Annotated in this window: 21 protein-coding genes; 7 read left to right on the forward strand and 14 right to left on the reverse strand. The window is 63.6% G+C overall.

Annotated features, from left to right (window positions below):
* Positions 1 to 6 precede the first annotated feature (6 nt).
* Positions 7 to 201 (reverse strand): hypothetical protein, encoded by a 195-nt coding sequence (locus EA798_RS05215; RefSeq protein WP_244221255.1) that lies wholly within the window; start codon positions 199 to 201, stop codon positions 7 to 9.
* Between the two features lie 171 nt (positions 202 to 372).
* On the opposite strand from EA798_RS05215, the gene dinB reads away from it, so the two are divergent.
* Positions 373 to 1,422 carry a DNA polymerase IV gene (dinB, locus tag EA798_RS05220; RefSeq protein WP_162557752.1) on the forward strand — a complete coding sequence of 350 codons (1,050 nt, stop codon included), beginning with the start codon at positions 373 to 375 and terminating at the stop codon, positions 1,420 to 1,422.
* A gap of 330 nt (positions 1,423 to 1,752) precedes the next feature.
* On the opposite strand, the gene EA798_RS05225 is transcribed toward dinB, so the two are convergent.
* The 8 genes from EA798_RS05225 to EA798_RS05260 all read right to left on the reverse strand — a co-directional run bounded on the left by EA798_RS05225 (position 1,753) and on the right by EA798_RS05260 (position 8,697).
* Entirely contained in the window at positions 1,753 to 2,154 is a 402-nt protein-coding gene (locus tag EA798_RS05225; protein ID WP_122098282.1) for an META domain-containing protein, read from the reverse strand.
* Positions 2,151 to 2,591: a hypothetical protein gene (locus tag EA798_RS05230; protein ID WP_122098283.1), complete on the reverse strand. Its 441-nt coding sequence runs from the start codon at positions 2,589 to 2,591 to the stop codon at positions 2,151 to 2,153. Before EA798_RS05230 ends, EA798_RS05225 begins: the two co-directional genes overlap by 4 nt.
* A 95-nt stretch (positions 2,592 to 2,686) precedes the next feature.
* Positions 2,687 to 3,493 carry a dienelactone hydrolase family protein gene (locus EA798_RS05235; protein ID WP_122098284.1) on the reverse strand — a complete coding sequence of 269 codons (807 nt, stop codon included), beginning with the start codon at positions 3,491 to 3,493 and terminating at the stop codon, positions 2,687 to 2,689.
* Positions 3,494 to 3,677: 184 nt separating this feature from the next.
* Positions 3,678 to 4,379 carry an ABC transporter ATP-binding protein gene (locus EA798_RS05240; protein ID WP_106157974.1) on the reverse strand — a complete coding sequence of 234 codons (702 nt, stop codon included), beginning with the start codon at positions 4,377 to 4,379 and terminating at the stop codon, positions 3,678 to 3,680.
* A 2-nt stretch (positions 4,380 to 4,381) separates the two neighbouring features.
* A complete protein-coding gene (livG, locus tag EA798_RS05245) occupies positions 4,382 to 5,149 on the reverse strand; it encodes a high-affinity branched-chain amino acid ABC transporter ATP-binding protein LivG (protein ID WP_014821209.1) in 768 nt (255 codons plus the stop codon).
* A complete protein-coding gene (locus EA798_RS05250; RefSeq protein WP_122098285.1) occupies positions 5,146 to 6,402 on the reverse strand; it encodes a high-affinity branched-chain amino acid ABC transporter permease LivM in 1,257 nt (418 codons plus the stop codon). The genes livG and EA798_RS05250 overlap by 4 nt, the downstream gene beginning before the upstream one ends.
* Complete coding sequence (livH, locus tag EA798_RS05255) at positions 6,399 to 7,322, reverse strand: high-affinity branched-chain amino acid ABC transporter permease LivH (RefSeq protein WP_106157976.1); 924 nt, start codon at positions 7,320 to 7,322, stop codon at positions 6,399 to 6,401. The genes EA798_RS05250 and livH overlap by 4 nt, the downstream gene beginning before the upstream one ends.
* Positions 7,323 to 7,578: 256 nt before the next feature.
* Positions 7,579 to 8,697, reverse strand: coding sequence for a branched-chain amino acid ABC transporter substrate-binding protein (locus EA798_RS05260; RefSeq protein ID WP_122098286.1), 1,119 nt, complete (start codon positions 8,695 to 8,697; stop codon positions 7,579 to 7,581).
* Positions 8,698 to 8,896: 199 nt separating this feature from the next.
* Here EA798_RS05260 and EA798_RS05265 point away from each other — a divergent pair, with 199 nt between their 5' ends.
* Positions 8,897 to 9,214 carry a DUF2288 domain-containing protein gene (locus EA798_RS05265; protein ID WP_122098287.1) on the forward strand — a complete coding sequence of 106 codons (318 nt, stop codon included), beginning with the start codon at positions 8,897 to 8,899 and terminating at the stop codon, positions 9,212 to 9,214.
* Between the two features lie 29 nt (positions 9,215 to 9,243).
* On the opposite strand, the gene phnE is transcribed toward EA798_RS05265, so the two are convergent.
* Genes phnE through EA798_RS05285 form a run of 4 tightly spaced genes read right to left on the reverse strand, consistent with a single transcriptional unit; the run spans position 9,244 to position 12,560 of the window.
* On the reverse strand, positions 9,244 to 10,011 hold the full coding sequence (phnE, locus tag EA798_RS05270) for a phosphonate ABC transporter, permease protein PhnE (protein ID WP_106157979.1): 768 nt from the start codon (positions 10,009 to 10,011) through the stop codon (positions 9,244 to 9,246).
* Positions 10,008 to 10,841, reverse strand: a complete 834-nt coding sequence (locus EA798_RS05275) for a PhnE/PtxC family ABC transporter permease (RefSeq protein WP_122098288.1) — start codon at positions 10,839 to 10,841, stop codon at positions 10,008 to 10,010. The genes phnE and EA798_RS05275 overlap by 4 nt, the downstream gene beginning before the upstream one ends.
* Entirely contained in the window at positions 10,835 to 11,689 is an 855-nt protein-coding gene (locus EA798_RS05280; RefSeq protein ID WP_208643709.1) for a phosphonate ABC transporter ATP-binding protein, read from the reverse strand. Before EA798_RS05280 ends, EA798_RS05275 begins: the two co-directional genes overlap by 7 nt.
* 19 nt (positions 11,690 to 11,708) lie before the next feature.
* Positions 11,709 to 12,560 (reverse strand): putative selenate ABC transporter substrate-binding protein, encoded by an 852-nt coding sequence (locus EA798_RS05285; RefSeq protein WP_122098290.1) that lies wholly within the window; start codon positions 12,558 to 12,560, stop codon positions 11,709 to 11,711.
* Between the two features lie 226 nt (positions 12,561 to 12,786).
* On the opposite strand from EA798_RS05285, the gene EA798_RS05290 reads away from it, so the two are divergent.
* Positions 12,787 to 12,984, forward strand: coding sequence for a hypothetical protein (locus EA798_RS05290; protein WP_122098291.1), 198 nt, complete (start codon positions 12,787 to 12,789; stop codon positions 12,982 to 12,984).
* Positions 12,985 to 13,048: 64 nt separating this feature from the next.
* On the opposite strand, the gene EA798_RS05295 is transcribed toward EA798_RS05290, so the two are convergent.
* Positions 13,049 to 13,861: an undecaprenyl-diphosphate phosphatase gene (locus tag EA798_RS05295; RefSeq protein WP_106157984.1), complete on the reverse strand. Its 813-nt coding sequence runs from the start codon at positions 13,859 to 13,861 to the stop codon at positions 13,049 to 13,051.
* A gap of 279 nt (positions 13,862 to 14,140) precedes the next feature.
* Between EA798_RS05295 and EA798_RS05300 the strand changes: the two genes are divergently transcribed.
* The 4 genes from EA798_RS05300 to EA798_RS05315 all read left to right on the forward strand — a co-directional run bounded on the left by EA798_RS05300 (position 14,141) and on the right by EA798_RS05315 (position 18,686).
* Positions 14,141 to 15,028: an NAD(P)-dependent oxidoreductase gene (locus tag EA798_RS05300; RefSeq protein WP_122098292.1), complete on the forward strand. Its 888-nt coding sequence runs from the start codon at positions 14,141 to 14,143 to the stop codon at positions 15,026 to 15,028.
* Complete coding sequence (locus EA798_RS05305) at positions 15,025 to 15,807, forward strand: hydroxypyruvate isomerase family protein (RefSeq protein ID WP_122098293.1); 783 nt, start codon at positions 15,025 to 15,027, stop codon at positions 15,805 to 15,807. Before EA798_RS05300 ends, EA798_RS05305 begins: the two co-directional genes overlap by 4 nt.
* A gap of 121 nt (positions 15,808 to 15,928) precedes the next feature.
* Complete coding sequence (locus tag EA798_RS05310) at positions 15,929 to 17,275, forward strand: spinster family MFS transporter (RefSeq protein ID WP_106157987.1); 1,347 nt, start codon at positions 15,929 to 15,931, stop codon at positions 17,273 to 17,275.
* A gap of 145 nt (positions 17,276 to 17,420) precedes the next feature.
* Positions 17,421 to 18,686 (forward strand): Hsp70 family protein, encoded by a 1,266-nt coding sequence (locus EA798_RS05315; protein WP_122098294.1) that lies wholly within the window; start codon positions 17,421 to 17,423, stop codon positions 18,684 to 18,686.
* Positions 18,687 to 18,736 lie beyond the last annotated feature (50 nt).

Genomic DNA, 18,736 nt, shown 5'->3' on the forward strand with positions numbered 1-18,736 from the left:
AGTGGACTAGCCGCGCTGCTCGGGTTTCATTACGTCGCTCTCGCGGCGTTTTTCGGCGTCCTCGCGCCAGTCGTCCTGCACTTCTTCCTTCATTCTTTGCTTGTCGCCAGCATTGTTCTCGCGTACTTGATCGTCGCCGGTCTTTTCCTGCTGGATATTGGTGCCTTGCGGCTGGGTATTCATCTGGTCCTGATCAGCCATCGCTGCTGCGGAAAAAAGACCGCTTAGGACGATTGCGCCTGCATACAAGATTTTCATCTGAACCTCCGACTATCGGGGCGGTAAAGGACTTACCATCTGAATAACCGACCCGTCGCGCTGAAGATTCGTTCACTCCTGTCCGGTGCACTGTTTTTCGTGAGTCAGCCCAACCTGCGCAAGATCATCCATATCGATTGCGATTGTTTCTATGCCGCAATCGAGATGCGCGACGACCCAAGCCTGGCTCGGCGACCTATTGCGGTGGGTGGTGCCGCGGATCGGCGCGGTGTGATCGCTACGTGCAATTACGAAGCGCGCGCATATGGAGTGCGTTCGGCCATGGCCTCCGGGCACGCGTTGAAGCTATGCCCGGATCTGCTGATTCTGCGTCCGCGAATGGAGGCTTATCGGGAAGCGTCGCGCGAGATTCAGAACATCTTTCGCACCTATACCGAGCTGATCGAGCCGCTGTCGCTGGATGAGGCCTACCTGGATGTGACGGCCTGCGAACATTTCTCCGGCAGCGCCACGCGTATCGCCGAGGACATCCGTCGGCGAGTCTGGCAGCAGCTGCGGATTACGGTCTCGGCGGGCGTCGCGCCGAACAAGTTTCTCGCCAAGATCGCCAGTGAATGGAACAAGCCCGACGGCCTGTTTGTCATTACGCCGGCTCAGGTCGACGAATTCGTGCAGGAGCTTGAGGTCAAGCGCCTGCACGGAGTGGGACGCGTCACGGCGGAGAAACTCGCGCGGCTGGGCATTCACACCTGTAACGACCTGCGAGAGTGGGGCAGGCTGGCGTTGGTTCGCGAGTTTGGTGCCTTCGGCGAGCGGCTATGGGGGCTGGCGCGGGGCATTGACGAGCGCCCGGTGCAGGTCGAGAGTCGCCGGCAATCGGTCAGTGTCGAGCAGACCTATGATCGTGATCTGCCCGACCTCGCCGCTTGCCTGGAGCGGCTACCTGAGCTGCTTCAACAGCTTGCTACTCGCATGGCCCGGCTCGACAGTAGCTATCGGCCCGGCAAGCCGTTCGTGAAGCTGAAATTCCACGACTTCACCCAGACCACGCTGGAGCAGGCTGGCGCCGGGCTCGAGCTTGATGACTATTCGGACCTGCTTGCCATTGCTTTCTCCCGCGGCGCCAGACCGGTTCGGTTGATCGGCGTCGGCGTGCGGCTGGTCGATTTGCGTGGCGGTTTCGAGCAGTTGCGGCTGTTCTGACGTCTATGTCGGCGTCGCCGTTGGTAGCGGGTACGCAGCCGCTCTGCGGAAGCGGCTGCGTTTGGTTGCGGATAAAAGAGGGGAATCCCTGGCCTGCCTGTACCAGGGTCCCCGAAACTGGTTGATCCAGTCTATGCACTGGATATGCCAGTTTCGTTAAAAAGGAGCTGCGCGGAGACGCTGCAAACGGAGGTGCCCCGGAAAACAAGGGTTTGCTTGTAGCCTGACAGCCCTGACGGCTGAACGCAGGGGCTGCAGGCGTGCAGCGTGCGCTCAGCGGCCGCCTGATAGCTGTGCGTAGTGTCTGTTGCTTGCGCACATTTGGCGCAACTACTCCTGTTCGGGCCAGAGCCGTAGCGCGCTGCCTTCGGCGGGCCAAAGTCGCAGCTGGTCGATATTGGAAACATCCCAGCGCTCGACCCGGTTGAGCAGATCAAGGAATGCGTGCTCCTGCTCCATGATCTCTTCCGGGCAGAGCTTGCGTGTGCTGCCCAGATTGCTGAAACGGATCTGCTGACCGTTCTGCTCGTAGCTGCCGAACCAGTGATTGCAGCCGGCATTGCCGTAGGCGCGTCCTTCACTGAGCGTGAGCGACACTGCAGTGCGACCAACCACCGGCTCGTCACCGATCCACTCGGCGATGTAGGTGACGTCTCGCTGAAGCTCCAATGGCTCCGTTGCACAACCGGCCAGGCCGATGGCTACGACCAAGGGCAACATACGCAAAGTCATGCCTGTTTCTCCTTCTGACAGCTAGGGCAGAGGTGTTGGCCATCTGCGCCAGACCAACCCAATTCGGTGATACGGGCCTGCGCGGCGGGCTTGCGGGCCGTTTCGCCCAGCTTGGCGTCTACCGCAAATTCGAAGTCCAGCTGCTTGCCGCAGCTGTCGCAAGCGACCTGCCAGTTGAGGATTTCAAGCTCTCGGAATACCGGTCCGCTTGCCACGGCCATCCACTGCCCCGGTGGATTGATGAGGTGGCGTACCTTTTCGACGGTGAGGCGCTGCGATAAATCGCGGCTGCCCTTGAGCGTGACGATCAGTACATCGCCGCTGCGGATCGAGCCGCCATTGCCGGTGACCTGGTAGCGGCCAGGCGCCAGTGCACGGCATTCGGTAAGGGTGTGAGCGGGGTTGAGCAGGGTGTAGCGGAAATCGTGTTCGGCCATGACTCGTGATCGACGATGAATATGCGCGCAATGCTAGCACGCGCCCCGGCGGCAGGCGTGCCGCCGGGACGAATCACGGACGAGCAGCCGGTTGGTTATTGCGCCTGGGCGGTTGCAGGTTTGCCAAAAGTGTCTTCGAAGAAGCGCTGCATATCACGCCAGGAGCGTTCGTCCGCAGCTTTCTGATAGGCGACGTCGAGGCCGTTCTTCTGATGAGCGTCGGCGCCCGGATTGGTGAAACCGTGCTTGGCACCGGGCAGGCTGACGAACTGGTAGTCGGCACCGGCCTTGACCATCTCGACGTTCAACGCGGCGATGTCGTCGGTGCTGATCATGCTGTCCTCGCTGCCATGCTCGACCAGCACGCGCGCCTTGACGCTGCCGGGAGCGGCGCGGGTTTCGGTGGCCAGCGCGCCGTGGAAGCTGACCACACCGTCCAGCGGTACGCCCTGGCGCGCCATATCCAGCACGACCTTGCCGCCGAAGCAGTAGCCTACCGCGCCGAGTCTGGCGGTATCGGTCTGTGCCTGTTCCTTGAGCAGGTCGAGGCCGGCGTTGAAGCGACCCTTTGCGGCGTCCGCGTCCTTCAGGGCGGCTTGCATGAAGCTCATGGCATCTTTTGGATGCTCGGTGTTCTTGCCTTCGCCATACATGTCGATGGCCAGAGCGCTGTAGCCCAGCTCGGCGAGGTCGCGAGCGCGCTGCTTGGCATAGTCGTTCAGGCCCCACCACTCGTGCACCACGATAATGCCCGGGCGTTTGCCTTCGATGGCGTCGTCGTAGGCGTAGTAGCCGATCATCTCGGTGCCGTCGGCAGCGGTGTAGGGGATTTCCTGCGTCTGAATCTCGGCATTCGCAGTGACACTGGCAGCCATGAGCAGGCCGAACAGGCAGTGGCGCATCGTGAGGTCTCCTTGACGGGGCAATACGGCGTGAGTAAGCGGAGGGAAAAGCATAGCGGGTTCTTCGACTGCCGGGGCGGGGCAGGGGTTCGCCGGGAGCCTGCGGACGGCTGGCTACGCACGTCGGCGGGAAAATAAAAAGCCCCGCCAGGAGGCGGGGCTCGGTGCAGACGCAGGACCTGGTTCAGCCTCCCAGATAAGCGTCACGGACCTTCGGATCGGTCAGCAGATCCTGACCGCTGCCCTGCATGACGATGTGACCGTTCTCCAGCACGTAGCCACGATCGGCCAGCTTGAGCGCCTGGTTGGCGTTCTGCTCGACCAGAAAGACCGTCACGCCATCCTCACGCAGCTGCTCGATGATCTCGAAGATCTGCTGGATGATGATCGGCGCCAGACCGAGCGACGGCTCGTCGAGCAGCAGCAGCTTGGGTTTGCTCATCAGTGCGCGCGCGATGGCGAGCATCTGCTGCTCGCCGCCGGACATGGTGCCACCGCGTTGCTGGTAGCGCTCCTTGAGCCGCGGGAACAGGCCGAGCACCTTGTCCAGTTGCTCCTGGAAGTCCGTCTTGCCAGTAAAGAAACCGCCCATGGACAGGTTCTCTTCCACCGTCAGACGAGCAAAGATCCGCCGTCCTTCGGGCACCACGGCGATGGCCTTGCGCATGATGTCGCAGGTCTGCAGGCCGACCAGCTCTTCACCCTGGAAGCGAATGCTGCCGCTGGCCGCCTGCGGCGAGCCGCAGAGGGTCATCAGCAACGTCGATTTACCCGCACCGTTGGCGCCGATCAGGGTGACGATCTCGCCTTGTTCCACTTGCACGTTGATGTCATGCAAGGCCTGGATCTTGCCGTAGAAGGTCGAGACGTTTTCGAAAGTCAGCATGCTTACGCCTCCCCCAGGTAGGCTTTGATCACGTCCGGATTGTTGCGCACCTGTTCGGGCGAACCATCGGCCAGCGGCGTGCCCTGGTTGATCACGTAGATGTGGTCGGAAATGCTCATGACCAGCTTCATGTCGTGTTCGATCAGCAGCACCGTGACCCCATGTTCGTCACGCAGCATGGCGATCAGCGCCTTGAGATCCTCGGTTTCCTTAGGGTTGAGGCCCGCCGCCGGCTCGTCGAGCATGAGGATGCGCGGACGCGTCATCATGCAGCGGGCGATCTCCAGGCGGCGCTGCTGGCCGTAGGCGAGGGTTCCAGCCGGGCGGTTGGCCACATCGGTCAGATTCACCTGCTCCAGCCAGTGCGCAGCAAAGTCCATCGCCGCGCGCTCGCTCTTGCGAAACCCCGGGGTCTTCAGGAGACCGGCGAGGAAGTTGGTGTTCAGATGGCGATGCTGTGCCACCAGCAGGTTTTCCACCGCCGTCATGTCCTTGAACAGGCGGACATTCTGGAAGGTGCGTACCACGCCCTGGCGAGCGATCTTGTGGCCCGGCAGGCCATGGATCGGCGTACCGTCGAGGAGGATTTCTCCGGCGGTCGGCTGGTAGAAACCGGTCAGGCAGTTGAATACCGTGGTCTTGCCGGCGCCGTTGGGGCCGATCATCGAGACCACTTGTTTGTCATGTACCGTCAGCCCCACCTCGTTGACGGCCAGCAGGCCGCCAAAGCGCATCATCAGGCCGCGTACTTCTAGAATCGGGCGGCTCATTGCTTCAGCTCCAGGTGTGGGCGCTGCATCGGCAGCAGACCTTGCGGGCGCCAGATCATCATCAGCACCATCAGGGCGCCGAACATCAACATGCGGTATTCACTGAACTCACGCATCAGCTCGGGCAGCAGGATCATCACGATTGCCGCCAGGATCACCCCAAGCTGCGAGCCCATGCCACCGAGCACCACGATGGCGAGGATGATCGCCGACTCGATAAAGGTGAAGGATTCCGGCGATACCAGTCCCTGACGCGCGGCGAAGAAGCTGCCGGCGAAGCCGGCGAAGGTCGCGCCGAGGGTGAACGCGGAAAGCTTGATCACCGTCGGGTTCATGCCCAGCGCGCGGCAGGCGATCTCGTCTTCGCGCAGGGCTTCCCAGGCGCGGCCGATCGGCATGCGCAGCAGCCGGTTGATCACGAACAGGGTCAGCAGCACCAGCAGCAGGGCGATGAGGTAGAGGAAGATCACCTTGTTCACCGAGTTGTAGGCCACGCCGAAGTACTCGTGGAACGTCTGCATGCCTTCGGCGGCACGGCGGTCGAAGGACAGGCCGAACAGGGTCGGTTTGTCGATCCCGCTGATGCCGTTCGGGCCGCCGGTCACGCTGGTCATGTTGCGCAGCAGGATGCGAATGATCTCGCCGAACCCGAGGGTCACGATGGCCAGGTAATCACCGCGCAAGCGCAACACCGGGAAGCCCAGCAGGAAGCCGAACAGCGCCGCCATCGCGCCGGCAATGGGCAAGGCGGTCCAGAAACCCACACCGTAGTAGTGCGAGAGCAGTGCATAGGTGTAGGCACCCACGGCGTAGAAGCCGACGTAGCCCAGGTCGAGCAGGCCGGCCAGACCGACCACGATGTTCAGGCCGAGGCCGAGCATCACGTAGATCAGGATCAGCGTGGCGATGTCCACGGCGCCACGCGAACCGTAGAACGGCCAGGCCAGCGCAACCAGTACCAGCGCCAGGATGATCCAGCGTTGGGTCGAGGGCAGCGTGAGGAAGTTGCCGGCGCCGGCAGGCACGGTTGGCAAGCTGGGGCTCGCGGCCCAGCCAGCGGCCAGGTGCGTGCGGAACAGCTGCCAGACGAACATGGCAACCGCGCAGGCGGCAATGATCCAGAAGGTACCGATATCGGCGCCATGCACTTCGACGCGGATGCCGACGGTGGTGAGCTTCAGGCCGAACACCGGCACCGCCACGGCGATGACCAGCAGGGCGCTGAAGAAGGCTGTACGGAGATTGCCCCTCATACCTTTTCCACCTCCGGACGACCGAGGATGCCGGTGGGGCGGAACAGCAGCACGAGGATCAGCAGGCTGAACGCCACCACGTCCTTGTACTGGTCACCGAAGATGTCCGCACCGAAGGCTTCCGCGACGCCAAGTACCAGCCCGCCGAGCATGGCTCCCGGGATACTGCCGATGCCGCCTAGCACTGCCGCGGTGAATGCCTTGATACCGGCGAGGAAGCCAATATGCGGGTTGATCACCCCGTACTGCATGCTGATCAGTACTGCCGCGACGGCGGCCAGCGCAGCGCCGATGACAAAGGTCAGGGCGATGATGCTGTTGGTGTTGATGCCCAGCAGGTTGGCCATCTTCAGGTCTTCGGCGCAGGCGCGGCAGGCGCGGCCCAGACGTGACCGCGAGATGAACAGGGTCAGGCCGTACATCGCGACGAAGGTCACCACGAAGATCAGGATCTGCATGTAGGAGATCACCACGCCGTTCATGGCGCTCTCGCCGATGACCAGGTTGCCCGGCATCAGGTTGGGGATCGCCTTGTCCTTGGAGTCCTGCGCCAGCAGCACGACGTTCTGCAGGAAGATCGACATGCCGATCGCAGAAATCAGCGGAATCAGCCGGTTACTGCCGCGAAGCGGGCGGTAGGCGACCCGTTCGATACTGTAACCGTAGGCGCTGGTGACGATCATGGCGGCAGCGAACGCGCCGATCATCAGGATAGGCAAGGCATCCAGGCCCATCATGGACAGGCCGACGATCGCGATGAAGGTGACATACGAACCGATCATGTACACCTCGCCGTGGGCGAAGTTGATCATGCCGATGATGCCGTAGACCATCGTGTAACCGATGGCGATCAGCGCGTAGGTGCTGCCAACGGTAAGCCCGTTGATCAGCTGTTGTAGGTAGTGGTAAAGCTCAGGCATCACTGCTCTCCCGAAGTCCCTGCAATTCCATTCCGCTCCGGCTGCGCTGCCCACTTCGAACACACCGCCCCTCCTGGCGCGGTGCCACTGCGGTACGGTGCCTTGCGGATCACACACGGCACCGGTTCGAGGCGGGCCTGCTGTTCAGACCGCTCGTCGGATTACAGGTACGGCAAGGCGGCCCGATGCTTGTGGCGGGGCCGCCTGCTAAAACAAAGCCCACAAGCGAGTGTGGGCTTCGTCAGGCTGATGGAAATTACTTGGCTTCGGTCTTGGTGCCGTCCTGGTGCCATTCGTAGACGACAAAATTGAAGTCCTTCAGATCACCCTTCTCGTCGAACGAGAGCATGCCGGTCGGGGTGTCGAAGGTATTGCTGCGCAGCGCTTCGGCGACCTTGTCGGTGTCGGTGCTGCCAGCTTTTTCGATGCCTTCGGCGATGACCTGCACCGCAGCGTAGGCCGGGAACACGAACGGGCCGCTCGGGTCCTGTTTCTTGGCCTTGAAGCCGTCAACCAGTTCCTTGTTGCGCGGGTCCTGGTCGAAGGATTTCGGCAGCGTCACGTACATGCCTTCGGAGGCCGGGCCGGCGATGGCGGAGATTTCCGAGTTGCCGACGCCTTCCGGGCCCATGAAGCGCACGTTCAGGCCTTTTTCCTTGGACTGACGCAGCAGCAGGCCCAGTTCCGGGTGATAGCCGCCGTAGTAGACGAAGTCCACGCCTTCGCGCTTGAGTTTGGCGATCAGCGAGGAGAAGTCCTTGTCGCCGGCATTGATGCCTTCGAACAGGCCGACCTTGATGTTCTTGCCTTCCAGGGTCTGCTTGACCGCAGTGGCGATGCCTTCGCCGTACTGCTGCTTGTCATGGATGACAGCAACGTTCTTCGGTTTGACGTGGTCGGCGATGAAGTTGCCGGCAGTCGGGCCCTGCAGGCTGTCGAGGCCGATGGTGCGGAAGATCAGTTCATAACCGCGGGAGGTGATGTCCGGGCTGGTGGACGCCGCGGTGATCATCAGGATGCCTTCGTCCTCGTAGATGTCGGACGCTGGCTGAGTGGAGCTGGAGCAGAGGTGGCCGACCACGAACTTGACGTTGTCGTTGACGATCTTGTTGGCAACCGCCACGGCCTGTTTCGGATCGCAGGCGTCGTCGTAGCGGACGCCCTTCAGTTGCGCGCCGTTCACCCCGCCGGCCTTGTTGATCTGCTCGATGGCCATTTCGGCCCCGATGAACTGCATGTCCCCGTACTGCGCCACCGGCCCGGTTACCGGCCCTGCCAATCCGATGCGGATCGTATCGGCGGCCAGGCTGTAGCTGGCTGCGCCGGTCAGTGCCATTGCCAGGAAAATTTTCGAAAGACGCTGGTTGGTCTTCATAAGTGCTCCACTTGCATCGTTATTGTTTGAATCCTGCGGGCCGGAGCGCCGTTAAGAGGCGAACATCCCGAAACGCTCCGGCAACTGTACCGGCACAGTGTAGAAGTGTCTCCTTCGTTTGCACAGCCGGCAGATTCAACCGTTTGATGGGAATCGGGGCGCGGGTATCATTGCGCCCTTTTCGTATCTGGTGAGTCCCATGGCCGACGACGCAAGCACTCTTTATGCCAAGCTGCTGGGCGAAACTGCAGCGATAACCTGGCAGGAACTGCAGCCATTCTTCGCTCGTGGTGCGCTGCTACAGGTGGCGGGGGATGCCGATCTGGTCGAGGTGGCGGTTGCGGTAGCCGAGGACGATCAGACCAAGGTGGCCGCCTGGCTGACCGGCGGGCAGCTGGCGAAGATGCCTGCCGAGCAGGCGCAGGACTGGCTGGAGCGTGCCCCCGACCTGTGGGCTGTGGTGGTCGCCCCCTGGGTGTTGGTGCAGGAGCGTGAACAGCAGCCTGTGGTGCACTGAAACGGGGCGTTTTGCGCAATGAGCTTCGATCAGCTGCGTACCCAGCGCTGCCGCGCCCACGCGCTGAGACTGTCCACTGCCAGCACCATCAGCAGCATGGCGAGGATGACCGTCGAGGCCTGGGCCTCCTGGAAGAGGCTGAGGCTCATATATAGCATCTGACCCAGCCCGCCGGCACCGACGAAACCGAGCACGCTGGCCATGCGGATATTGTTTTCCCAGCGATAGAGGGTGTAGGCCACCAGTTGCGGCCAGAGCGAGGGCAGGGTGCCGTAACAGAACGCCGCGATGCGGCCGCTACCGGCCAGTCGCAACGCATCGCCGGGCTGCGGTGGGGTATTTTCCAGCGCTTCGGCGAACAGGCGGCCCAGCACGCCTGCGGTGTGCAGCGCCAGCGCCAGCGTCCCGGCATTTGGCCCGAGCCCGGCGGCCAGCACCATCAGCGCCGCCCATACCAGTTCCGGTATCGCCCGCAGTGCATTGAGCAGCAGGCGCGATGCCGCTTGCGGCAGCAGACCGAACCGCCCTGCGGCCGGTAGTGCCAGCAGCAAGCCCAGAATTGCCGCAAGCAGGGTGCCGATGGCCGACATGGCCAAGGTTTCCAGCGTGCCGCGAGCGATCGCCTGCAGATGACCGGCCGACAGATCCGGGGTCATGAAGCCCGACGCGTAGGCGCCCATCTGGGTCAGACCGTCGCGGCTGAGCAGAGCGGCGCTTTCCAGCTGCAGGAAGGCGAACGCCGCCATCACGGCGCCGAGCAGGCCCAGCGGGATGAGCAGGCGCGACAGCAGCCTCATGCGAATCTCCAGCGCAGCATTCGGCTCAGCAGATCGGCAAGCAGCACCAGCGCCAGGAATGTCAGCAGCATGCTGGCCACTTCGCCGCCAGCGAACATGCGCATCGACAGGTCCATCTGCTGGCCCAGCCCGCCGGCGCCGACGAAGCCCATCACCACCGAAGCGCGGATCGCGCACTCCCAACGGTAAACGCTGTACGACAGCATCTCGCCCGTGGCTTGCGGCAGTACCCCGTAGAGGAACGCCTGCAGCCGCGAAGCACCGGTACCCAGCAGCGCACGGGCGGGCAGCGGGTCGACCGACTCGAAGATTTCCGCGTAGACCTTGCCGAGCATGCCGGCGTAGGTGATGGCGATGGCCAGCACGCCGGCGGTCGGGCCCAGCCCCACTGCGCGAACGAACAACAGGGCCCAGACGATTTCCGGGATGCTGCGCAGAACGATCAGCAATCCGCGTACCGGCCAGCGCAAGGCCTGTGCCCACCAGGCCGGACGGCCGCCGCGGCTGAGCGCGGACAGGGACATTGCGCGGGTCGCAAGCAGCGCGCAGGGGAGAGCGACACCCAATGCCAGGGCCATGCCGGCGGTGGCGATGGCCAGGGTTTCCAGCGTGGCATGCCAGAGCAGCCCGAGAAACTCGCCGCTGTGCTCAGGCGGCCAGAACGCCGAGACAAAGGTGCCCATCGTGTCGGCATTGCTGCCGTCGAACAGCACACCAAGGTCCAGCTCGCTCAGTTTCAGCCCGGGCCACAGCAACGCCAGCGCCAGCAATGTCAGCATCAGGCGTGAAGCGGTAGCGGGGTCGTGGCGGGCGAGCGCGGGGTTCAGCATCGCGGGATGTTCAGCTGCGGAGGGGGCGCAGCGGGTGACGACGGCGCATGCTCGAGCTGCTCGTTGGCGTACAGCGCGGTCAGCTCGTCGTGACCGATGGCAGTGGCGGGTTTATCGAACAGGACGCAACCGTCACGTACGCCGATGATGCGCGGGAAGTGTTCCAGTGCCAACTCGACCGCGTGCAGGCTGGCCAGCAGTGTCGCATTGCGGCGCTGGGCCTCGCGGCCGAGCACGCCCAGCGTGTGGCTGGCGAGTACCGGGTCCATGGCCGACACCGGTTCATCGGCGAGAATGAGATCCGGGGCCTGATACAGCACCCGGGCGATTCCGACCCGTTGTAGCTGACCGCCCGACAGCTGGTCGCAGCGCATGTACAGCTTGTCGGCAAGATCGAGACGGCCGAGCGCATCGACTGCGCCCTGACGTTCCAGCGGAAAGATCAGGCTGAACAGGCTCTTGAACAGCGACCACTGACCGAGCCGACCGGCCAGCACGGCAGTGACCACGCGCTGCCTTGGGGGGAGCGGCGGCGCCTGGTGAATCAGGCCGATCCGCGTACGCAGTCGTTGCCGGGCGGTGGCGGCAAGCGTCCAGGGCTGCTTGCCGAGCAGTTCGAGTTCACCCTGGTCGGGCTTGAGCGAGGTGGCCAGAAGGCGCAACAGCGTGGTCTTGCCCGCCCCGGATGGCCCGATGATCGCAACCCGTTCACCTCGGGCGATCTGCAGATCGATTCCGCGCAACGCAACCTGGCCGCCGGCGTGGGTGTGCCCCACGCCGGCCAGCTTCACCATTGGCTCGGGTTCGGCGGCGCAGTCTGGCCTTGGCGGCGCCTTCAAGGTGCTCATGTGCGTGAAACGCGCAACGTCACTTCAGCAGTCCGGCAGCCCGTGCGGCTTCTTCGATGCCGGCGTAGTTCTCCGGCTTGGTTTCGATGAAGCGGCTGGCGGCCTGCAGGTCAAGGATCGCCTTGTGCTCAGGGTTGGCCGGGTCGAGGGCGAGGAACGCTGCCTTGATCTTCTCGACCAGCGCCGGGTCGAGATTGCCACGCACCGTCCAGTTGTAGTCGTAGTAGGGCGGAGTGGTGGAGATCACGCGGACCTTGGCGGTGTCGACCTTGCCAGCCGCGACCAGCTTGTCCCACACCGAGGCATTGAGCACGCCGGCGTCGGCCTTGCCGGCTTCGACCCAGGCGGCGGTGGCGTCATGGGCGCCGGAATAGGCGATGCGCTTGAAGAATTTCTCCGGCTCGATGCCGTCCTTGAGCATGAAGTAACGCGGCATCAGGCTGCCGGAGGTGGAGGACACCGAGCCGAATGCGAAGGTCTTGCCCTTGAGGTCGGCCAGTGATTTCACCTCAGGATCGGCAGTGATGAACTTGCTGGTGAACTGCTCGTCCTGCTCGCGCTGTACAAGCGGGATCGCATCGCCGGTCTTCAGGCGGGTCTGGACGAAGGTGAAACCACCTAGCCAGGCGAGATCGAGGCGGTCGGAGGCGAGGGATTCGACGACAGCGGCATAGTCCGATACCGGGGTGAACTTCACCGGCATGCCCAGTTGCTGTTCCAGGTATTCGCCCAGCGGCTTGAACTTGCGAATCAGCTCGGTCGGGGCTTCGTCGGGAATGGCAGAAACCCGCAGGGCTTCAGCGGCGTGGGTGGTGGCAATAGACAGGGACAGGGCAAAGCCGGCAACGGCTGCCAGGGAGCGCTTCAGCATTGAGGGTTCTCCGGTTCAATAGCGGAAAAAGCGCGCGGATTATAGAGCCTGGCAGCCACCCGGAGCCAAGCGAAAAGCTGAACGACTTCAAACCGTCGATCTACGCGGCGGCACCGCTCGCGAAATATCCTGTAACACGGCGAACTTTTTTCGGCCGCCACACCTAAGGGTTCTGTAGTGGCCGAATATTAGCAATGTGCCACCCCGCAGGGTGAAGGAAACGAATGTGAAGTGCGATAAGCAGCGTCAGTCGACCATGGTCTGGGCGGATGGCCACTCCTTCAGAGAGGTGGCCAGAATTCGGGAGCAGCCGGTCGAGTCCAAGGAGGATCCTGGCGTGTCGTTCGGCGAAAAGATGTTCACCGAGGCGCGTCTGGCGGCCTTCGTGCTCGGCCCGCTGCTGATCGATCTGCCACAGGGCTAGAGCGCCGCAAGACGATCCGGCCAACGCCGCGGTACGCGCCCAGCGCGATCCGCGGCGTGATCATTCAGGCGCCGCTGAAGAGCACCAGCAGCACCACACCAAGCACCAGTCGGTAGATCACGAACGGCAGCATGCCGACCCGCTCCAGCAGCTTCAGGAAGAAATGGATGCACAGGTAGGCGCTCACCGCCGACAGCACCACTCCAAGGCCCATCGCCGTCCAGTCCACGGCGACGCCGCCTTCCGCCAGATCGAGCGTGCTCAAGGCGCTGGCGAGCACGATGATCGGGATCGACAGGAGGAAGGAGAAGCGCGCTGCACCTGAGCGTGACAGGCCCAATAGCAAGCCGGCGGTCATGGTGACGCCCGAGCGCGAGGTCCCGGGGATCAGCGCCAGCGCCTGAGCGCAGCCGATCAACAGGATGTCTTTCCAGCTGAGGCTGTGCTCGTCGCGTGGCTGCGGCGTTTTCCGACTGACCACATCCGACCACCACAGCAACAGGCCGAAGCCGATGGTCGCCCAGGCGATGACCAGCGGCGAGCGCATCTGCTCTTCGATGAAGCCCTTGAACAGCAGCCCGGCGATGCCAGCCGGAATCGTGCCGAGGATCACGGCCCACGCCAGCCGGCTGTCGCCCACGCGTTCGCGCTTCGCCAGCGAAGCGAACCAGTCGCGGGTCATGCCGAACACTTCCTGGCGGAAGTACCAGACCACGGCGAACAAGGTGCCGAGGTGTACGGCCACATCGAATGCCAATCCCTGGTCTTCCCAGCCCGCGAGGTGCGGGAAGAGGATCAGATGAGCCGAGCTCGATACCGGCAAGAACTCGGTAAGGCCCTGCACGATGGCCAGGACGATGATCTGAAGTAAATCCATTGCGTGTTTCCTGCGATGTCTTCTGATGCACGCGCGTTGTCGAGACGGGCGAGCGTTGAGCGGATGGTCTGCGCGAGGTGATGCCTCGAGGCCTCCTTCAGAGGCGCTCAAAGGCGGATCGTTCCGGTGGGTCGGGCAATTTGCTGGATATGGCGTTGTGACATTGTGGCATCAAGTTGCACTTGGCCGTCAGCCCTCGGCTTGTCAGCAGCACAGTGCATGGCTGCCGATGTCGCTGCGGCGCTAGAATCAGCGCCTCGTTTGCCAAGGAGTCGCCCCATGTCCGACCTGCCAACTCTCGCCTTTGCCGGTATCGGCCTGATGGGCCTGCCAATGTGCCGGCGTCTGCTCGCCGCGGGGTATCGTCTGGTGGTGTGGAATCGCTCGCCCGAGAAGTGCCAGCCGCTGGTCGAGCTGGGGGCCAGGGCGGTAGCGACGCCCGCCGAGCTCTGTGCGGAGGCGGACATCGTCCTGCTTTGCCTGGCCGACACCGCCGCTGTGCGCGAAGTGCTTTTCGGCAAGGGCGGCATCGCCGAAGGTGGCAAGGCTGGCAAAGTGCTGGTCGATCACTCCAGCCTGGAGCCGACGGCAACCCGCGACATGGCCGCCGAGCTGGAATTTCGCAGTGGCATGCGCTGGGTGGATGCGCCGGTGTCCGGGGGGACCGCAGGAGCGGAGGCTGGCACGCTGGTGATCATGGCTGGGGGCCGCGTCGAGGATGTCGAACGGGTGCGCCCGGTGCTGATGAACCTGGGGCAGCGTCTTACCCATATGGGCGAGGTCGGCGCCGGCCAGGTGACCAAGGTCTGCAACCAGATGATTGTCGCCTGCAATGCGCTGGTGATCGCCGAGGTGGTGGCCCTGGCCGAACGTGCCGGGGTCGATGCCAGTCTGCTGGCCCCGGCTCTGGCTGGAGGCTTCGCCGACTCCAAGCCGCTGCAGATCCTTGCGCCGCAGATGGCTGCGAGCGAGTTCGAACCGGTGAAATGGCATGTGCGCACCTTGCTCAAGGATCTGGACACTGCGGTGAAACTGTCCCGCGAGCAGGGTTCGGCAACGCCCTTGAGCGGGTTGGCGGCGCAGCTGATGCGCCTGCATGGCAGCCAGGGCAATCTGGAGCGTGATCCCGCCACGCTGGTGCAGATGTACCGGGAGGGCGACCAATGAAGATCGCCGCCAACCTGTCGCTGCTGTTCACCGAGCTGCCGCTCACCGAACGCATTCTTGCCGCCCGCACTGCCGGTTTCGATGGCGTGGAGATCCAGTTTCCTTATGAAGTCCCAGCCATTCGCCTGAAGGAGCAGCTCGAGCGTGCCGGCATGCCGCTGGTGCTGATCAATCTGCCCGCCGGCGATCTGCTGCAGGGCGGTCCTGGTCTGGCGGCAGTGCCGGATCGGCAGGAGGCCTTCGACGCTGCACTGCAGGAGGCGCTGACCTACGCGCTGATGGTTCGCCCGGCGAGCGTCAATGTGCTGCCGGGGCGCCTCGCCGAGGGCGTCGATCGAGAGCTGGCGCTGGAGACGCTCGAGCACAACCTGTGGAAGACCGCCGACGCCTTCGACATGCTCGGCATTCGCGTGCTCTGCGAAGCGATCAATCCGCTCGACATGCCGGGCTTTCTGATCAACAGCGCGGCGGATCTGGGGGCGCTGCTGGAGCGGGTCGATCACCCCAACTGCATGGCGCAGCTGGATTTCTACCATATGGCTCGCCAGCAGCTGGACCTGCCCGGCTGCATCGCCCAGCTGGGTGAGCGCATCGGTCACGTGCAGTTCGCCGACTGCCCGGGCCGCGGCGCGCCTGGCAGCGGTGAGCTGAACTTCGGCGCAGCGTTGCAGGCCTTGCAGGACAGCGGCTACCAGGGCTGGCTGAGTGCCGAGTACAAGCCGGACGAGCGGGGCACCGATGCCAGCCTGGGCTGGCTGGCCGAATGGCGCGGGCGCTGAGCCATCGCGCGGCATAAGCGAAGGTGATGTTCGGAGACAGGAGCAGACACAGACTCTAGAGTCATCGTCGAGTCCCGGCTGGTCTGCGGCCGGAAATATAAGAACAATCGAGACCGACGTCATGCAGCCTTCCACCCAAGCATCCAACGCCTGGCGCGTGCTGTTTCTGCTGTTTCTGGCGAACCTGTTCAACTTCTTCGACCGCACCATACCGGCCATCATCGCCGAGCCGATCCGCCTGGAGTGGAGCCTCAACGACTTCCAGCTCGGCCTGATCGGCACCGCCTTCACCATCGTCTATGCCATTGCCGGTCTGCCCCTGGGGCGCATGGCCGATCTCGGTTCACGACGCAAGATCATGGGGTGGGGGCTGACTGCCTGGAGCGGCCTGACGGCGGTCAACGGGTTGGCCTGGAACTTCTGGAGTTTCCTGCTGGTGCGCATGGGGATAGGCATCGGCGAGGCCAGTTATGCACCCGCCGCCAACTCGCTGATCGGCGACCTGTTTCCGGCGCACAAGCGTTCCCGGGCCATGGGCATCTTCATGCTTGGCCTGCCGTTGGGCCTGTTGCTGGCGTTCTTCACCATCGGCTCCATGGTCGAGGCGTTCGACAGCTGGCGTGCTCCGTTCTTCATCGCTGCGGTGCCCGGACTGGTGCTGGCACTGTTCATCTTCCTGATCAAGGAGCCCAAGCGCGGCGCCGCCGAAACCGTCAAGGTTTCCCAGGAGCCCGTGAAGCAGCCGATGCGCAAGGTGCTGTCGATTCGCACCTTCTGGTGGCTGGTGCTGGCCGGGTTGGCATTCAACTTCGCGACCTATGCCTGCAACGCCTTCATGGTGCCACTGCTGATGCGCTATCACGGTGTCTCGCTGGTACAGGCATCGGTTGCCACCGGCGTGATCGTCGGCTTGACCGGCCTGTTCGGGCTGACCCTGGGCGGCTGGGTCGCCGACCGTATCCACCAGCGTTTCGCCCGCGGGCGCCTGATCTTCGCGGCGGTAAGCATGCTGATCGCCACCGTTGCGACTGGCTATGCGCTGCTGGCCGGGCGCATCGAGGTCGGCATGTTCGTCGCGGTGTTCAGCGTCGGCTGGCTGTTTTCCTACAACTTCTACACCTGCGTCTACACGGCGATTCAGGACGTGGTCGAGCCGCGTCTGCGGGCTACGGCCATGGCGCTGTTCTTCGCCGGGCTCTACCTGCTCGGTGGCGGCATGGGCACGGTGGTAGTGGGGCTGCTCTCGGATCATTTCGCCGAGGCGGCAATGCTCGCCGCCGGTGCCAGCGAAATGGCCGAGGCCTTCCGTGCCGAGGGGCTGCATGGGGCGATGTACCTGATACCGGCGTCGCTGCTGCTGACCATGCTGTTCCTCTTCCAGGCGTCGCGGACCTTCTGCGCCGATGCCAAGCGCATGACTGCCGGAATGGCGGCGGATGCGCCTGGCGCGGAGGCAGTGCCCGCCTGATACGTTGCGTTATGGGGTTTGTGCCCGGACCAGCGATGGCCGGGCATTTTTTTGCCTGGCGTGACGCGGCCGACGATAGGCCTGCAACCGAAGGCCACCTCCTTTACACTGCGCGGCCGTTTTTCAGTACCCGCGGAAAAAGCCCATGCCCAACGTCCTACCTGCCCGCGCTTGCGGCATCGACTTCGGTACTTCCAACTCCACGGTTGGTTGGTGGCGGCCGGACATGGACCCGCTGATCGCGCTCGAGGGCGAGCAGCCGACCTTGCCATCGGTGGTGTTCTTCAACCTCGAGGAGCGCCGGCCGGTCTATGGTCGACAGGCGTTGAGCGAATACCTCGAAGGCTACGAGGGGCGCCTGATGCGCTCGCTCAAGAGCCTGCTCGGCTCCAAGCTGCTGAAAAGCGAAACCACGGTGCTTGGCAGCGCGATGCCGTTCAAGGAAATCCTCGGTCTGTTCCTCGGCACCCTCAAACAGCGCGCCGAAACCGCTGCGGGTCGGCCATTCGAGGAGGTCGTGCTGGGACGGCCGGTATTCTTTGTCGATGACGACCCGCAGGCCGACCGCGAGGCATCGGACACCCTGGCCGCCGCCGCACGCAAGATCGGCTTCAAGGACGTGTCCTTCCAGTACGAGCCGATCGCCGCAGCCTTCGACTACGAGTCGCGTATCGAACGCGAAGAGCGCGTGCTGATCGTCGATATCGGCGGCGGTACCTCCGACTTCTCGCTGGTGCGCCTGTCGCCCGAGCGCAGGCACGTCGATGATCGCCAGGCGGACATTCTGGCTACTGGCGGCCTGCATATCGGCGGAACCGATTTCGACAAGCAGCTCAGCCTGAGCGGGGTGATGCCGCTGTTCGGCTATGGCAGCCGGATGAAGAGCGATGCGCCGATGCCCACCAGCACGCACCTCAACCTGGCCACCTGGCACACCATCAATGCGGTCTATGCGCCGGCCTCGCTACGGGCGCTGCAGAGCATGCGCTATGACATCGTCGACCCCACCGGCATCGATCGTTTGTTTCGTCTGATCGAACAGCGTGCCGGTCACTGGCTGGCCATGCAGGTGGAGCAGGGCAAGATCGAGCTGACCGAGGCCGAGCGCTTCGCCATCGATTTTCAGCGCATTGAACCGCACTTGCAGGCCGAGCTGACCCGTCAGGGTTTCGAAAGCGCCATCGCCGCGCTGCTTGACCGTATCGGTGGCAGCATCAATCAGCTGCTGGCCGATGCCGGCGTGCGCCACGATGAGGTCGACACGGTGTTCTTCACCGGTGGCTCCAGCGCCATTCCAGCACTGCGCGACAGCGTTGCCGGGCTGTTGCCCCGTGCACGGCATGTCGAAGGCAATCGCTTCGGCAGTATCGGCAGCGGATTGGCCATCGAGGCGCGCAAGCGCTACGGTTGAGTCGGGAACCGACGTCACGCGCTGACACATAAACTTCACACTCGCGTGTC

This window comes from Pseudomonas songnenensis, assembly GCF_003696315.1.
GTDB classification, from domain to species: Bacteria; Pseudomonadota; Gammaproteobacteria; order Pseudomonadales; family Pseudomonadaceae; genus Stutzerimonas; species Stutzerimonas songnenensis.

Excerpts from the sequence above, each read along its gene's own strand:
- EA798_RS05215 (WP_244221255.1), bottom strand. The coding sequence starts at position 201 with ATGGCTGATCAGGACCAGATGAATACCCAGCCGCAAGGCACCAATATC.
- EA798_RS05225 (WP_122098282.1), bottom strand. The coding sequence starts at position 2,154 with ATGACTTTGCGTATGTTGCCCTTGGTCGTAGCCATCGGCCTGGCCGGT.
- EA798_RS05230 (WP_122098283.1), bottom strand. The coding sequence starts at position 2,591 with ATGGCCGAACACGATTTCCGCTACACCCTGCTCAACCCCGCTCACACC.
- EA798_RS05235 (WP_122098284.1), bottom strand. The coding sequence starts at position 3,493 with ATGCGCCACTGCCTGTTCGGCCTGCTCATGGCTGCCAGTGTCACTGCG.
- EA798_RS05240 (WP_106157974.1), bottom strand. The coding sequence starts at position 4,379 with ATGCTGACTTTCGAAAACGTCTCGACCTTCTACGGCAAGATCCAGGCC.
- livG (WP_014821209.1), bottom strand. The coding sequence starts at position 5,149 with ATGAGCCGCCCGATTCTAGAAGTACGCGGCCTGATGATGCGCTTTGGC.
- EA798_RS05250 (WP_122098285.1), bottom strand. The coding sequence starts at position 6,402 with ATGAGGGGCAATCTCCGTACAGCCTTCTTCAGCGCCCTGCTGGTCATC.
- livH (WP_106157976.1), bottom strand. The coding sequence starts at position 7,322 with ATGCCTGAGCTTTACCACTACCTACAACAGCTGATCAACGGGCTTACC.
- EA798_RS05260 (WP_122098286.1), bottom strand. The coding sequence starts at position 8,697 with ATGAAGACCAACCAGCGTCTTTCGAAAATTTTCCTGGCAATGGCACTG.
- EA798_RS05265 (WP_122098287.1), top strand. The coding sequence starts at position 8,897 with ATGGCCGACGACGCAAGCACTCTTTATGCCAAGCTGCTGGGCGAAACT.
- phnE (WP_106157979.1), bottom strand. The coding sequence starts at position 10,011 with ATGAGGCTGCTGTCGCGCCTGCTCATCCCGCTGGGCCTGCTCGGCGCC.
- EA798_RS05275 (WP_122098288.1), bottom strand. The coding sequence starts at position 10,841 with ATGCTGAACCCCGCGCTCGCCCGCCACGACCCCGCTACCGCTTCACGC.
- EA798_RS05280 (WP_208643709.1), bottom strand. The coding sequence starts at position 11,689 with ATGAGCACCTTGAAGGCGCCGCCAAGGCCAGACTGCGCCGCCGAACCC.
- EA798_RS05285 (WP_122098290.1), bottom strand. The coding sequence starts at position 12,560 with ATGCTGAAGCGCTCCCTGGCAGCCGTTGCCGGCTTTGCCCTGTCCCTG.
- EA798_RS05295 (WP_106157984.1), bottom strand. The coding sequence starts at position 13,861 with ATGGATTTACTTCAGATCATCGTCCTGGCCATCGTGCAGGGCCTTACC.
- EA798_RS05300 (WP_122098292.1), top strand. The coding sequence starts at position 14,141 with ATGTCCGACCTGCCAACTCTCGCCTTTGCCGGTATCGGCCTGATGGGC.
- EA798_RS05305 (WP_122098293.1), top strand. The coding sequence starts at position 15,025 with ATGAAGATCGCCGCCAACCTGTCGCTGCTGTTCACCGAGCTGCCGCTC.
- EA798_RS05310 (WP_106157987.1), top strand. The coding sequence starts at position 15,929 with ATGCAGCCTTCCACCCAAGCATCCAACGCCTGGCGCGTGCTGTTTCTG.
- EA798_RS05315 (WP_122098294.1), top strand. The coding sequence starts at position 17,421 with ATGCCCAACGTCCTACCTGCCCGCGCTTGCGGCATCGACTTCGGTACT.